This is a genomic window from Elizabethkingia miricola, assembly GCF_001675285.1.
Lineage (GTDB): Bacteria > Bacteroidota > Bacteroidia > Flavobacteriales > Weeksellaceae > Elizabethkingia > Elizabethkingia miricola.
This window is the reverse complement of the sequence record NZ_LSGQ01000033.1, coordinates 16,257-30,899: the sequence shown is the minus strand read 5'-3', so window position 1 is coordinate 30,899 and position 14,643 is coordinate 16,257. Positions and strand designations below refer to the sequence as shown.

At 37.1% G+C, this 14,643-nt stretch carries 12 protein-coding genes and 1 riboswitch; of the genes, 3 read left to right on the top strand and 9 right to left on the bottom strand.

What is annotated here, in order from left to right:
- Positions 1-109 precede the first annotated feature (109 nt).
- Entirely contained in the window at positions 110-703 is a 594-nt protein-coding gene (locus ATE49_RS19275) for an HD domain-containing protein (RefSeq protein WP_065083434.1), read from the top strand.
- A gap of 108 nt (positions 704-811) precedes the next feature.
- Here the strand turns inward: ATE49_RS19275 and ATE49_RS19270 are convergent, their stop codons facing one another.
- From ATE49_RS19270 to ATE49_RS19235, 8 genes are all read right to left on the bottom strand, one after another.
- Positions 812-2,146 (bottom strand): GH1 family beta-glucosidase, encoded by a 1,335-nt coding sequence (locus tag ATE49_RS19270; RefSeq protein ID WP_065083433.1) that lies wholly within the window; start codon positions 2,144-2,146, stop codon positions 812-814.
- Positions 2,147-2,451: 305 nt separating this feature from the next.
- Complete coding sequence (locus ATE49_RS19265; protein WP_065083432.1) at positions 2,452-2,853, bottom strand: hypothetical protein; 402 nt, start codon at positions 2,851-2,853, stop codon at positions 2,452-2,454.
- Positions 2,854-2,900: 47 nt separating this feature from the next.
- Positions 2,901-3,338, bottom strand: a complete 438-nt coding sequence (locus ATE49_RS19260) for a low affinity iron permease family protein (protein WP_065083431.1) — start codon at positions 3,336-3,338, stop codon at positions 2,901-2,903.
- Positions 3,339-3,465: 127 nt separating this feature from the next.
- Positions 3,466-3,996, bottom strand: a complete 531-nt coding sequence (locus tag ATE49_RS19255) for a hypothetical protein (RefSeq protein ID WP_233174430.1) — start codon at positions 3,994-3,996, stop codon at positions 3,466-3,468.
- Between the two features lie 10 nt (positions 3,997-4,006).
- The gene (locus ATE49_RS19250) at positions 4,007-4,543 is read right to left on the bottom strand and encodes a hypothetical protein (RefSeq protein WP_045184673.1); all 537 of its coding nucleotides are present in this window, start codon (positions 4,541-4,543) and stop codon (positions 4,007-4,009) included.
- On the bottom strand, positions 4,540-7,290 hold the full coding sequence (locus ATE49_RS19245) for a COG1361 family protein (RefSeq protein WP_065083430.1): 2,751 nt from the start codon (positions 7,288-7,290) through the stop codon (positions 4,540-4,542). Before ATE49_RS19245 ends, ATE49_RS19250 begins: the two co-directional genes overlap by 4 nt.
- On the bottom strand, positions 7,283-8,083 hold the full coding sequence (locus ATE49_RS19240) for a WxL protein host-binding domain-containing protein (RefSeq protein WP_065083429.1): 801 nt from the start codon (positions 8,081-8,083) through the stop codon (positions 7,283-7,285). The genes ATE49_RS19245 and ATE49_RS19240 overlap by 8 nt, the downstream gene beginning before the upstream one ends.
- A gap of 92 nt (positions 8,084-8,175) precedes the next feature.
- Complete coding sequence (locus ATE49_RS19235) at positions 8,176-8,754, bottom strand: hypothetical protein (RefSeq protein WP_045184681.1); 579 nt, start codon at positions 8,752-8,754, stop codon at positions 8,176-8,178.
- Between the two features lie 719 nt (positions 8,755-9,473).
- Between ATE49_RS19235 and ATE49_RS19230 the strand changes: the two genes are divergently transcribed.
- Complete coding sequence (locus ATE49_RS19230; protein ID WP_065083428.1) at positions 9,474-10,271, top strand: class I SAM-dependent methyltransferase; 798 nt, start codon at positions 9,474-9,476, stop codon at positions 10,269-10,271.
- Between the two features lie 101 nt (positions 10,272-10,372).
- Here the strand turns inward: ATE49_RS19230 and ATE49_RS19225 are convergent, their stop codons facing one another.
- On the bottom strand, positions 10,373-13,117 hold the full coding sequence (locus ATE49_RS19225) for a TonB-dependent receptor plug domain-containing protein (RefSeq protein ID WP_065083427.1): 2,745 nt from the start codon (positions 13,115-13,117) through the stop codon (positions 10,373-10,375).
- 376 nt (positions 13,118-13,493) lie between these two features.
- Positions 13,494-13,589, bottom strand: a riboswitch (SAM-I-IV-variant riboswitch).
- Between the two features lie 532 nt (positions 13,590-14,121).
- On the opposite strand from ATE49_RS19225, the gene ATE49_RS19220 reads away from it, so the two are divergent.
- On the top strand, positions 14,122-14,637 hold the full coding sequence (locus tag ATE49_RS19220; RefSeq protein WP_065083426.1) for a methylated-DNA--[protein]-cysteine S-methyltransferase: 516 nt from the start codon (positions 14,122-14,124) through the stop codon (positions 14,635-14,637).
- Positions 14,638-14,643: the final 6 nt, after the last annotated feature.

Below are 14,643 nucleotides of genomic sequence, written 5' to 3'. Positions count from 1 at the left end.
ATAAGCAAAAACTTCTATTTGCTCATCTTTCATCCATGTAGAGCAGGTTTGAAATAATCAGATCAACTATCTTTGTGTAATTATAGAATAGAAACTAATCCATTTAGATATGCTTCCGGATACACTGCTCAAACAAATAGACTTTATCAAAGAAATTGACAAGCTCAAATACATTCAGCGCAGAACAAAACTGTTCAATAGCGATCGTAATGAGAATGATGCCGAACATAGCTGGCATCTGGCCATGATGGCTGTAGTATTGGCTGAACATGCTAATGAACCGGTAGATATACTGAAAGTTATCAAAATGGTTCTGATTCATGATGTTGTAGAAATAGACGCAGGTGATACCTTTATCTACGACACACAAAAGAATCACAGCAATACGGATGAAGAAAGATTGGCGGCTCAGCGTATATTTGGAATATTACCCGATGAACAGGCAAAGGAACTGATAGCAATATGGGAAGAATTTGAAGCTGGTGAAACAGCCGAAGCAAAATTTGCCAGAGCAATGGACCGATTGGAACCTCTGCTGCAAAATACTTCTAATAATGGAGGTACCTGGAATACACCGGGAGTGAATTATACCAAAGTATATGCTAAAAAAGTTGCGATTAAAGAGGGTTCTGAAAATATATGGGAATATGCTGAAGGACTTATTAACGACGGTGTAGAGAAAGGAATTTTAAAGAAGGAATAACACGAAATTGATTAGCCTTTTTCAACTTAGATTTCGTTATATCATATAGCCCGTATAATCTGTTTTTTCCTTTGGAAAAGCTCGATATAAGATAGTATAGAGTCCCTGTTATTTAATAAAATCGGCATACCAGTGCCCCGATGCTTTTACAGTGCGCTGCTGGGTCTGGAAGTCTACATGCACCAATCCAAATCTGGGATGGTAACCTTCTGCCCATTCAAAATTATCTAGGAAGGTCCATACAAAATAGCCGTTTACATTCACGCCTTCCTGTTTTGCACGCAGTACCTGCTGTAAAATATTTTGCATGTACTGCAGCCTTTTAGGATCGTGCACCTGATTATTTTGTAATGTATCCGGAAAAGCAGCTCCGTTTTCAGTAATAATTAAAGGCGGTATATTTTCGTAAGCCTGAAATTTCTTCAGAATATGATAGATGGATTCCGGATACACTTCCCATTCCATAGCTGTCATTTCTACATTTCTGTCCTTGGCATTTACAATTTTTGCCTGCAGAAATGGAACGAACATAGCATAGCGGATAATCTCGCGGGTATAATTCTGTATACCAATAAAATCCATATCGAATTTCAGATCCTGCTCATCATTTTGTTTGATGTATTTTTCTATCCTTCTCAGGGTCTTGATTTCATTCACCGGATATCCCATACCCAATAAAGGCTCTATAAATAATCGGTTAAGCAAGAGATCTGCTTTTTTAGCAGCCTTAATGTCTTTTTCCCGGTTTGTATACGGTTCTACATGTGAACAGGAAAAAGTAGTGCCTACGTTGCTTTCAGGCTGTAATGCTTTTATAACTCTTGCTCCGTGGGCTTGTGCCAGAGTTGCATGATGTGCAGCAGCAAGAAAACCTTCAATACTTTTTCTGCCGGGGGCGTGCACCCCAAAGAAATAACCTGCAGCGCTAAATACTGTAGGCTCATTTAGTACCATCCAGTTTTTTACACGGTCACCAAAATTTTTTACGCAAATGGCAACATAGTCACCAAACCAGTCTTTAACATCCCTGTTGGTCCAGCCGCCTTTTGCTTCGAGGTTATGAGGCAAATCCCAATGGTATAAAGTAATCCAGGGTGTAATTCCAAGTTCCAGAGAAAGATCGATGAGCCTGTTGTAAAAATCAATTCCGGCCTGATTGATCCGACCTGTACCTTCTGGCAGAATACGGCTCCATGAAACGGAAAATCTGTAATTGCAAATGTTCATGCTGTGCATGAGATACAGATCGTCTATATAGCGGTTGTAATGGTCACATGCGATATCGCCTGTATGATTGCGGAATATTTTATTTCTTTTCTGTACAAATTTATCCCATACAGATGGGCCTTTACCATCCAGATTATGTGCACCTTCTATTTGATACGCTGCAGTAGATACTCCCCATATAAAATCTTTGCCAAAGGCTTCCTTTGTCAATAACATCTATTCGGGGTGGTTTAATAACAACATCTGCATTCCTCTCATTCAGCCGTTTAGCTTTTGTGAAACTTCAGCGGTGAATAAAACGAACTGAACTGTGTTAAAAACAGGCGAAAGAATAGTCTTTGGAAGAAATGTACAATAGTTTTCATCGTGTTAATGTATTTGGTTACAATACTATATTCACTTTCTACTATAAAATTACATCGTTTTAACTTCCTGTATATTAAGGGAATGTTAAATTTTGGAATGGCTGAGAATAATATTTTTTTTCTACAGCCAAAGATTATAAAAATTCTACTTAGTTATTACAGAATCTGAATCTCTAATTCACGCTCCGTAACAACAAAACAATTAAGTCCTTTGGTTTGTACAAAAGAATAGAAATAAAGATCTTTGGTCATTAATTCTACCAATACCTTTTCAGGTATGTATTTCTCCATATTCTCAAAATATTTCTTTTTCTTTTTGTAAAAAACTGCAAAACTGCGATCTATTTCAATTGTATTGAAAATGTTGGAAAAATCAAACTCTGAAAATTCCTGCCAGATAATATTTCTGAATATCATTTTTTTGTTTGGTACAGAATCTTCAGTAATATACCTTCCAAAGTCAATAATTGTTGTTTTTGTCTGAAAATTGACATTTAAATTATAAGCGAATCGATCACCAAACTCTTCTGTTATAAAGTCTGAATTTAAAACAAGCATTAATTAGTATTTTCTTTTCCAAAAAGTAATTAAAAATAAAATAATAATTAACTATGCTGCTTTTTAATATGGTTTTTGTTTGCAGCATCTATAGAATGAGACTGATGGATATTAATCTCGTTTTTGGTCATTTGTGCTAATGTCACAAAATACTGGTGCAGCTGGTCGAGTTCTTTTTCTGTAAGGTCTTCAATATCTACCATTCGGTTGCTGGCGTTCTTACTTGCCGCAATCAGTTCATTTAGTTTCAGTTGAATTGCTTTACTGTCTTTATTTTGTGACTTCTGAATCAGGAAAACCATTAAAAAGGTTATAATGGTTGTTCCGGTATTGATAATCAGCTGCCAGGTTTCTGAGTAGTTAAAAAATGGCCCGCTCAGAAGCCAGACGATAACAATGGCCAACGCTATTGTAAAGGCCGATGAACTGCCTGTAAAACTTGTGGCTTTATTGGCAAAAGTTTCGAAAAAAGTCCTGAATTTCATAACTGGGAATAATTATTCGTTTAAAAATATTGTTTCTGCAATCTACCTTGAATAGTATATACTAAAATAGGAATGTTACGGGATATTCTGCACTTTTGGAATTGCATATAGAGTATTTACTCTATTATTAAGGAGGTCCTACTGTAAATATTACCCGTGCCTGATAATTTGCTGCCGGAACAGTAACCGATACACCGCTTAGCCTTAGTTGTATTCCGATATTATTATAAGCTGCCAGCGCCAGTACAGCTGTAATGCGGAATAGTTCAATATCGGTTTGGGTAAGGGGAACATAGTTATCCTTTCCGCCGGTAATGCTGCACAATACGCAAAGTGTTGTTCCGTCATCTGTGCGTTTGGCAGCTAAAGACAGTGCATTGTTCCATGTAGGGTTTGGGACATAACGTACAGAAATCTTACCTGTTCCCAGTAATAAAGGAACACCAATAGTAAGCTGAATCTGACTGGCTTGACTTTCGTAGGTTCCGGCATAATTGGTTCCAGCTTCAGTAATAGGCGGAATATTGACTGTCCAGTCACTGCCGCTGATGACCATGGTTTGTGCTTTTCCATTATTTGCACCAAGTACTAAAATAAAGATCAGAAAATATCTAAAGAAAGCTGTGCGGAGGAATATAGGTTGTGGGTGTAATCTCATTTTCAAAATTTTATTCAGTAATGGTATAAGTAATAACTACCGGTGTATTGCTTTGCGTTATAAGGTTGGAGTAAGTATTAATAACCAGTGATAATGTAAGTTGATGCCCGTTGTTGGTTCCGTTACCTGTATAAGCCCCACCAATGCCACTGATAATAGTAACAGGTGTAGTAGTAAGGGTTACCAGACCAGAAGATGTTCCCATTGTACCTCCACCTGCACCAGCCGCAGCACCGGCTTGCAGCTTTATATCGACACCAGCGATAGTCTGGTTTACAGAAGCTGTTATTCTTCTACTGAGGCCGCCTGCTGCAATGGCAGAAGTATAGTTAATCCATTTAGAGGTATTAGCCGCCGGACTTACAATAGGCCTTCCAGCCTCTGTGGGTGGAACAAAACTAAGTGTAATGTTGCCGGCTGGCTCTATGTCCATTAAGGTAACAACCGGAAGTGTAACAATTGCTCCCTTGCTTCCTGTCGTTTGAGAGAAAACATGGTCAGACATAATTATGGCAATGATGATGAATGAGCAACGGATGACTTTCATTTTGTTTTTTTCGTTTCGTTATATTCTACCTTTATGGCTTCCTGTTGATATCTGACCTCAGTTTGCTGTTTGGTGATATTAATATTAACTTCTTTAGTTTCTGAAGCTTTTAGCGTAAATCTGAAATTGTCTGAAGCTATTTTGTAGCGTTTATTCAGTCCGTTTCTGTATAGTTTTACAGTCCATTCTCCGGGACGCAGATAGGTGAAGCTAAAATCTTCTCCTATAGCAAACATTTTCCGGTAAACTAGATCTCCGCTGGATGCTTCTATAATAATACTTTCTCCTTTTTTCTCTGGTTTTGAAGATTCTGATACAGGCTGGCTGTCTTTATCGATTTCGTTTAGCCGTACATGCCCTCGAATGCTTGAGGCTCCGGTTAATCCAAAGTTGAATATATTTTCTTTGTTTGTCAGACTTACTGCAGCCGGAAGATTAATATCGGATATATTATCCATATCCGTTGTGGAGCGGTCTATTTCAAGGAAATAATCTCCAGGAACAATATTTTTAAAGCTGAAATTTCCATCTTTATCCGTTACTGATAAATGAGTTCCCAGCATAAGCCGTATACCATCGGTTTTTTTTACACCCAGGTTGCTGATGTGTCCTGTTAACGTTGTATGTTCAGCGATCTTCTGAATAGGAATATTCATTCGGAGTGTATAGCGCAGGGAGAATATAAAATCTTTATTCCCAAGCTCTCCGCGCTGCAGGGCGTAGCGTCCGGAGATATCCAGATCGTGGTTGCGGAAAAGACGCTGATGAAAGAGAACTTCGAATAAATTTCGGTCTTTAAAGTACTCCTCCGGGATATAATTGTTCTGATAAAATAAACTTAGATAATTATTATCTGTAAACCTGCTGGTGATTCGGGCTCCGTAATAAATTTGTCTCTGGTTCTTTAGAAGATAACGGGAAGTTAATCCATAGCTTCCGAATAGATTAAAAGAAGTCTTGAATTTTTCAAAACTGACATTTGCTGTATAGAAACTGGAATTACCGCTAAAGCCTGTAAGATAATTATCGGTTTTGCCGAATTGTCCCTCCAGATTCAGCTGAAAGATTCCTATCTGCTGGTCTATGCTGATTTTAAAGAACCTTTCGTTGTAGTTAAATTGCTTCTGTGGCAAACGATCTTCATATTTCTGAAAGCCATTATAAAACATAATATTTCCGGTTTTCATATATCGGTAATTCAGGCCGTACTGGAAAAATTTACGATAAGGAGCGGCCATTAATAAAGTGTCCCGCTGAAAGTTTTTAGCATCCTGTATATAGCTGGCAAATACATTGAATTTATTCGAAAATCTGTATTGCAGATTTCCATTTATGTTACTGGTGTTGTTAAAATATCCTGCAAATTTAGGGCTGGCTCTCATGTACATTATATTCCCGCTTACTTTCGCATAGTTAGCCTGTGCCTGTATCAGGTAACCTGTCCCTTCGGTAATATTGTTTTTACTGTAGGCGAGCTCTCCCTGTAATTCGATGTTTTTCAAAACAGTTAGTTTTCCTGTAAGATAGGGAAGGTGAGTGTTAGAATCCAGAGCCAGACTACCCATACCTGGTTCCGTGTTGTCTTTTTGTGGTGTTTTATAAAGGTAGCCGGCAGTCAATTCTGCTGTTTTTCTGAATCTGAATTTGGTATAAATATTAAACTCATCTTTAATATCGCGGAAAAATCTGGGATGATTGTAAAATCCACCTATTGAAATGTTTTTAAAATCATAACGAAGCTCTGCACCACGGCCGTAACGTGCAAATTCCGTCAGAAAAGATGAGGAGTAAGTTTTGTCGCCGATATGAAAGAAAAGATGATCATTTTTATAATTAATAAAATATTCCTCATACTGAGTAAATGCACTAAACTCTACAGGGTTAGCCGTTACAGCACGGAATTCGAGTATATCTTTGTTTTCTTTACTCAGACTGCCTTTTCCGTAGATTTCTCCCTGAAATCCATTATTGTAAACTCCTCTGTTGCGCATGCCGATAAAGGATACTGAAGCAGATACCGGAAACCGGTAATAGATGTCATCTTCCACGGGATTTACCGATATAATCCTTGTTGTAGAATAGGCTGTGAGGTTCTGTGCGTTAGCTGATCGTGCAGATAAGTTAAGGTTCAGATATTCATTTTTTCCAAGTTTGGGATCAGTAGTTTTACTTACAGAGACAATTTTACTTTCCCCCGGTTGTAAAGTCAACTTGGGATCTATGTCCATTGTCGTATTCTGTGAGCAGGTGAGAGTTAAATTTTCAGTAACATTTCCGTTATTTTTCAAAAGAAATGTAGAGGTAACCTTTTCTCCGGCTTTTATAAATTCGGGAGTATTTAAGCTGGTAAGAGAGAACTTTCGTTGTTCAGAGATTACAATCTCCAAAGTTTTGACGAATTCATTATTGTCGGGATTGTTTTTGTCGGTACCACGTATCGTAAGGGTGTAAACTCCTTTTGGTATCTCGGAAGCAATCCTCAAAGATACCAGATACAGTGATTTTTCACCGGCATCAACACTCAGATTATCCTTAGTGGTAATGGGGGTGATATAAGGAGTAGAGGATTCAATTCCAATATTATAAATCTTATGTACAGAAGTATTATTTTCTATAGGAAAAGATACAGAGGTGGCCGTTCCCGGCAACAGACTATCTTTCTTATGAATAAATTCCTGAGTTTGTTTTTGTGAAAATAGAAGTGCCGGAAATAGAATGAGAAGATATAACAGTGTTTTTTTAATCATTCTTAATTTCTAGTTCTACATTGAGGGCGAAAGCATTTTCATCCTCATCCGTTGCTATAATTGCAGCATTATATTTATCGGGTGGCAGCTTACTGATATCTATATAAAATGTTTTGGAAGTATCTGGTAGTAATCCCATGGGAAGGCTGGAAAAATTACCCGTTTTTTGTCCGCTCTTTTTACTGTATATATCAACAGAGGTTGCCAGCTTGCAGTATAAAGCGCCATTGTTGGCAATAGCAATATTTAAAAAACGCTTATCTGCTTTTTTATCTACTTTTACACCTTCAAATTTAAGCTCTGGTTTTATATTTTCTGTTTTGTAATCCGTAATAATCTGAATAGCATAGCGTACAACAGATGTAATATTTACGCCCACTTTAGCATCACTGGGTTTTATATCGTCTATAGGTTCCACAATAAGAACACTCCAATAACTGCCGGGACGTTCTATGTTGTTCGGGATCAGAATTTCATAATAGACATCCGTTTTTTCTTTGGCCTTTAGGGCTACTGTATTGGTGTTGAGTTTTATCCAATCTGCATTGGTCTTGCTGTTGGTGTGTACAGTACTATAGGTAATGGTTCCATCGGATTTGTAACTAAAGTCCTGTGGAAATATTTTTACATTCTGAGTCGTATTACCTGTATTTTCTATTGCAATCTTTCCCTTGTAGATTTGTCCATTTTCTACTTTATAAGTATGGCTAAGTCCGTTGAGAATGACAAGTCCAGCCTGCATATATCCTAACTGCAGGATAAAGGCAATAGTAAATAAGATACGCTTTTGCATAAAAAGAATATTAAGGTATATAAAGACATGAAAATTTTAGAAGAAACCGCTAGAGCTATTTCTTCTTAGTAGTGCAACTGAGTTTTTGGCTGCTAGTTGTCGGAAATTGTATAGGTTACAGTAGCTACTACAGATGCTTTCGCTTCCAAATCTCCATAAGATGCTACTGATCCCGCTGTACTACCGTAGTTTATAGCATAAGTAAGGTTGTGTCCGTTATTAACCCCATCACCTGTATAGGCACTGCCTATTCCGGAAATAATTGTCTGGTCTGTAGCACTTAATATAAGCTGAGCAGAAGGAGTACCACGTGTACCACCGCCAGAACCTGATGCAGCTGCAGCTGTCACTTTAATATCAACCCCGGGAACTACTGCGGTCAGTTTTACCGTAACATTTCGGGTAGGATCAGCAATGGATTTTACTGATGAATAATTGAGCCATAAAGTGGTATTCGGACTTGGTGCAACAAGTGGCTGACCGGCTTCGGTAGGTGCTGTAAAAGCCAGTGTTAAATTTTTGCTTGCGGAAGGTTCTATATCCAGTAATGCTACTTCCGGGATAGTAATTCCAATAGTATGATTATCAGTATTGGTATCCTGTGCTTTCAAATTGGCAGACAAAGCTAGAAAGGCAAAAGAAAATGCCAATGGATAATTTAATTTTTTCATATTGTTTGTATTTGATTGTATTGTGAGGTGAATATAATTAAATTTTCATTAATAATTATTTTTTTTTGAATTATATATTTATTTTTTACTTTATGTATTGTTTAATATAGTTGTTGTAATGTATTATGTATGAAAATGTATTAATTATTTTTTCATTGAAGGTTAACTGGTCATAATCTCTATAACCGTTTATAGTGCAAATTATAACGTATTATGCTTATGTATGAACTGTAATTATTGATTTTAATATTAAAAAAGAGAACTTCCTTAAAATAGTAGTGTAGAGGGGCTATGTTGAAAATTATTCCTAATATTGCAGTGTAAATCTGGCATAAAGAAGGTTTCTTGCCTCCCGGAAATACACCTAAAAAGAATCTTAATACTAAAAAAGACCCATAAAGACATGCTAATTTAATCCCAATTGACTAGAGTTAAGAAGAAAGTTTACTGTTAACCAGAATGTTTAACAGAAGCATGGCTTAGATATATAGTAATTGTGGTATTCGTTTCATGGATATCTTTTTATCTCCGGGTTTATAACCTCAGATTTTTAGAAGAGCAATATTTTGTGAGCAGATGTGGGATCAGTTTATACCAATTCTGAAGTATTCTCGTATTATAATTCACTTTCAGCAGTTATCTCTGATAAATGTTTATTTCATATAGCTAAGCTTTGCATTATTATAAATAATTAAGTTCAATTTTAATCGTAAAGCATAATGACAGATTATAAAAAGAATCAATCAGGTAAAGAATATAATCAGCAAGTATGGGATCACTTATCCAATCTGGATTGTGAATGGTCGAGACCTGTAAGTTCGGAAATTATTAATGCAGCCCGTTATGGGGAGTGGGAAGTACATTTAACCCATGACCGATTACCCAAAGGCTGGCTGGATGATGTAAAGGGCATGAAGATTTTGTGTCTGGCTTCTGCCGGAGGACAACAGGCACCAGTTCTTGCTGCAGCCGGGGCTAAAGTTACAGTTTTTGATATTTCTGAAAATCAATTAGAAAAAGATCGTTTGGTTGCAGAGCGTGATCATCTTGATTTGGAAATTATACAAGGTGATATGCGAAATCTGAGTGTATTTGAAGATGAAACATTTGATTGTATTTTTCATCCGATATCCAATCTGTATATTCCGGATGTACAACCTGTATGGGATGAATGTTTCCGCGTACTGAAGCCCGGAGGAAAATTACTCAGTAGTTTCTATAATCCGGTTTTGTTTGTTGCTGATCGTAATCTGGAATACAGACATCAGGGAATTATAAAGCCTCGTTATAAAATTCCTTTTTCAGATTTAAAGGATATTGATGATGAGGCTCTGCAAGCTAAGAAAGAAAAGAATGAGGCTTTAACTTTTGGACATAGCCTGTCCCAGTTAATAGGAGGGCAGTTACAATCCGGATTTCTAATTAAAGGCTTTCATGAATCTTCTGCTCCGGTTTCAAGGTTTCTCATAGAAGAATATATGCCGGGCTTTATAGCAACCTGGTCAGTAAAACTGTAAGTTTATGTCTTGAGAAGTATATAACATCAAAGGTTTTAAAACCTTTGATGTTTTTTATTAATACCTGTTTAGATTGAGTTCCGCATATGGCTTTATGCTTACTAAAAGTCAAAATTGATACGGGCAAATAGATAACGCCCGCCAATACCAAACTGAGAAACCTGTCTGGAAGTAAGAAACTGATTTCCGGCAGTAAGACTGTTGATGTTGGGATTTTGTGTAGGCTGTACATTGAAAATATTATTGGCACCTACTGTTAACAAAACGTTTTTGCTGAATTGATACCCGGCAGATAGGTCTGTCACAAGTTTACCCCCCAATATTACGTGCTCATTAGGTTCTGTTACTCCATCCAGGTTTGCATCTACAATATTGGCATCGGTAACCTTCCCAAAGTAAGCATTTCGTACATAGAAATTGAACCTGTTGACTTTTAAATTATGGCCAAGAATAGCTTTGAAACGGGGAACAGCTTCTTCAAAATATACTCTGTTTTCTTCAGAAAAATAGCTATTTATCTGGCTCTGTAGCTGTTCGGATGCTTTAATAGCACCTACTTTTCTGGTTTGATTAAGATTAATACCCAGATTATTTTCTAAAGAGATTCCGGGTGCAAATCGGGAACGCTGAGATACTGTTATGTCTATTCCCTTAGTCTCTGTATCGATGGCATTAGCAAAAAAGTTTGCGGCTTCAGCCCCTACGGAATCGAATATCTGCTGTAAATTTCTCTCCGGAGTTCCGTCAGCAAAATTACCCTGAGGTCTTGTGAATAAATCTGTCAGAACTACACGATTATCAATTCGGGTGAAGTAGGCATCCACCGTAAATAAAAGGTTTATAGAAGGTATTTTCCAGTTAAATCCGGTACTTACAGACTTAGAGGTTTCCTGTTTCAGCTGGGGAATTCCTAGCTGTCTCGCAGCGTCGGAATCATTGCGGAAGGTTCCTACCTGAGTCGTTTTTCCACCATTGATAAGAGTGGAAGTAGAACTGTAATATAACTGAGCCAGCGAAGGAGCCCGGAATCCTGTAGATCCAGCAAGGCGCCAGTTGAACGTTGGAGATATCCGTATATTAGAAGCTAGTTTGTAATTGAATGTCGAGCCAAAGTCTGTATAGTTTTCATAGCGAAGCGCCCCTTCCAGGAAAAGCCAGTCTGTTGCCTCCAATTCAGCATCCAGATAAGCTGCTACACTATTTCTTCCCTTGGAAACTTCATTTTCAGGACGATATCCCGGAAATACCTGTGCACCGCCGGGGCGTGCATTACCAAAGAAATCTGTAGGAATATCTTTTGCTGCTGTTTTTTCAGTAACCGGGTTTCCGAATATATCATATTGTTGATATGAATTTGCTTTTCCCGGAGTGATGCTGTATTTCTCGTGCCGATACTCCCCACCGAAGGCTAAGTTTAATCCTTTTAACACATCAAATTTTTTCTGGAAGTCCAGATTTAATGTATTTTGAAGAAAGCCAAGACTTCCTGCTTCAAAATATGTTGGTGAATTTTGCAGTAGAGAAGCATTAAGAGTATTGGCAACTCCAAATTTAAAATTGTTTTGACCAAAAGTATTACTCAGATTAATATTCCAGTCATTCCATTTACCTTTAACACCTGCAGCAAGAGAATAGTCATAAATAGTAGATTCTATCTGAGGTAAAAAACCATTAGGGTAGAGGCTTGTAACTGCTCTCGGATTGTTTGGAAAGCGATAGAAACCTCCTGCGTTTCCATTTCTCAGGCTATAGCCACCAAAGGAAAATGCTTTCCATTGATCACTGATTGGAACTTCTGTATTGAAATAGAGCTGGGCGCTTTTCAATCGGGATTGTCCGATTCTCATATTAAAATCGCTTCTTTCAAGGCCACGATAAGCGAGCTCCTGAGTAGTGTAATCTTTAGATAATAACTGTTGAAGTGCAGATATACTGCTGGCATTCTGAATGGCTTGTTTTTCTCTTGTAGAGAAATAATCGACTTTATTGCTGTATTGATGGATGTAATTAACAATCTGGTTTGTATTCGGTGTATTGTTGATGTTTTTGTAAAGACCGTCTATATTGATATTTTCCTGTGCAGCGCGATAGGATATAGCATTGTATCCATTAAAAAGATCTGCTTGTTGCTCCCCGGCTCTTGAATAAGGATCGCGGTATTGCAATGATGATGTAAAATTGATAAAGCCTTTCTTACCAATTTTGGTACCGTAATTAAGGTCTAAGCCTATATTTTCACCATCCACGCCGCCGGTATGATTATTGGTAACAGAAGATGCATACCCACCAAGATATACCTGCCCCGAGAAGCCTAAGCGTTTTTTCAGTTCGAGGTTTATTACACCAGCTATTGCGTCGGAACCGTATTGAGCGGAAGCACCATCCCTCAGGACTTCAATTCTTTCCAAAGCAAAAGCAGGAATTGCGTTAAGATCGGTGCCTACAGATCCTCTTCCGGGTGTTAGGGTTACATTGACCAAAGACGACTGATGTCTTCTTTTTCCGTTAAGGAGAACCAGAACCTGATCTGGTCCCAATCCACGAATTTGTGCAGGATCTACAAAGTCAGTTCCATCATTTACAGTATGAGAGGTAGAAGTAAATGAAGGAACAATAAAATTAAGTGTGCTAGATATCGAATTTTGCGGTACTTCTTTCAAAGTTTTAGACAGTTCGATGATATCTACTGGTACCGGAGAGTTTACAATTGTACGGCTGGAGCTCCGGGTTCCCAGAAGGACAACTTCGTTTAATGTTTTGGCCTTTTGTAAACTGTCTTGCGCAAAGTAAATGGCCGATACAGAGGTTAATGAAGTAATAATAGTTTTATGTAATAGTCGTTTCATAAGGTTGATAATGATTAAGAGCTCCCGATATTTCAGAGCTGTTTTGGATTGATAATTAATAGCGATGAAAGCCAACAGGTCTATTAGCCCTTCATCATAAGAAACAAGATAGATTTCCTGTAAGAATGATTTTTAGCTTTGTATTTAACAGCAACAGTACATACTGTGCATCATTCCTTTTGTTTTAATCAATCGGAGAATAGTAATTGTGCCTAAAAGCAACGTAACTGGTGTGAGGAAAATACAAGAATAATAGGGTGCTATAAAAGCGCCTAAAAGTATTAACTCGGTAAACGGAATAATTAATCGGAAATTTCTTTTTTGATATTTCATTAATGTGTTTTATTTAACACAAGAACTCAACAAAATGAAAATAGAATACAACATTTTTTCCGAAATATCGGCTTATCTATTTCAGCACCTTGCTTGTTGTTGCAGGTTGCTACTTCTTTTGAAGTTCTTGATAATTATGGTGCAAATATATTTCTTTTTTTGAAATAAAAATGCATCATAGAAATAAAATTATACTTTTTTGATAGGATTTATTTTGTTTATGACTGTCAGGCCTGGTTATCAGTGATTTTATATGCCATATTAATAAAAGTATTGCTGAGGAGGAATATAGAATTCATTAAGATTTACGATAATTTATTCACATGCATCAGGATGAAGATTAAATATCTTATGACACACTTTCAGTATATTATAAACAATCAGAAAAGCGAGTATTTTAAAAATATTTTGTCCTTTTGGTATCATATCTAAATATTTGGTTGGTGTTCTATACAGGATTGTTACTGTTTCTAAATAAGATGCTGGTAATTGAAAAAGGTTGCGTTATTTAGTACAATAAAAATGCTGTTGAGGCTGTGGAAGATAAGCAAAAAGGAAGCCATTTTAGTAACTGCAAAAAGTTTAATAAATTTGGATCAGGCTGAATATTTTGAATTTATTGTATATACAGTATGAGAAGATAGAGCTGAATTCATGAGTAAATCATAATAATGGAAGACAATCAGAAATTAGTATATAAGGATATGCTTTCACCACTTGGGGTGATCAGGCTTATCGCTTCAGATATGGGCCTTGCAGCTATATTATGGGAAGGGGAGGGCTATAAACGGACAAAACTATCTGCTCCGGAAAGAGATGACCAAAATCCTATACTTTTGAAAACTGAGCAACAATTAACAGAATATTTTGCAAAGAGCAGAACTGTTTTTGATATCCCACTTGATTTTTCGGGTACCGAATTTCAGAAAAAAGTATGGAAAGCTTTATTGGATGTCCCTTTTGGTACTACTGCTACCTATGGTGAGCTGGCAAAAATATTAGGAGACATCAAAGCAGTGAGAGCTGTGGGTGGAGCATTAAATAAAAATCCTATTTCTATCATTGTTCCTTGTCACAGAATAATTGGAGCTTCCGGCAGTATGGTTGGTTTTGCCGGAGGTATTGCCAATAAAACTATTTTATTAAATCTGGAAAATAAATACACGATACCTTCTCTTTTCGATTAATAAATG

Bases quoted from the DNA above. Each gene is read 5' to 3' on its own strand.
- ATE49_RS19220 (WP_065083426.1), top strand. From the start codon at position 14,122: ATGGAAGACAATCAGAAATTAGTATATAAGGATATGCTTTCACCACTT.
- ATE49_RS19225 (WP_065083427.1), bottom strand. From the start codon at position 13,117: ATGAAACGACTATTACATAAAACTATTATTACTTCATTAACCTCTGTA.
- ATE49_RS19250 (WP_045184673.1), bottom strand. From the start codon at position 4,543: ATGAAAGTCATCCGTTGCTCATTCATCATCATTGCCATAATTATGTCT.
- ATE49_RS19255 (WP_233174430.1), bottom strand. From the start codon at position 3,996: ATGAGATTACACCCACAACCTATATTCCTCCGCACAGCTTTCTTTAGA.
- ATE49_RS19235 (WP_045184681.1), bottom strand. From the start codon at position 8,754: ATGAAAAAATTAAATTATCCATTGGCATTTTCTTTTGCCTTTCTAGCT.
- ATE49_RS19245 (WP_065083430.1), bottom strand. From the start codon at position 7,290: ATGATTAAAAAAACACTGTTATATCTTCTCATTCTATTTCCGGCACTT.
- ATE49_RS19240 (WP_065083429.1), bottom strand. From the start codon at position 8,083: ATGCAAAAGCGTATCTTATTTACTATTGCCTTTATCCTGCAGTTAGGA.
- ATE49_RS19270 (WP_065083433.1), bottom strand. From the start codon at position 2,146: ATGTTATTGACAAAGGAAGCCTTTGGCAAAGATTTTATATGGGGAGTA.
- ATE49_RS19265 (WP_065083432.1), bottom strand. From the start codon at position 2,853: ATGCTTGTTTTAAATTCAGACTTTATAACAGAAGAGTTTGGTGATCGA.
- ATE49_RS19260 (WP_065083431.1), bottom strand. From the start codon at position 3,338: ATGAAATTCAGGACTTTTTTCGAAACTTTTGCCAATAAAGCCACAAGT.
- ATE49_RS19230 (WP_065083428.1), top strand. From the start codon at position 9,474: ATGACAGATTATAAAAAGAATCAATCAGGTAAAGAATATAATCAGCAA.
- ATE49_RS19275 (WP_065083434.1), top strand. From the start codon at position 110: ATGCTTCCGGATACACTGCTCAAACAAATAGACTTTATCAAAGAAATT.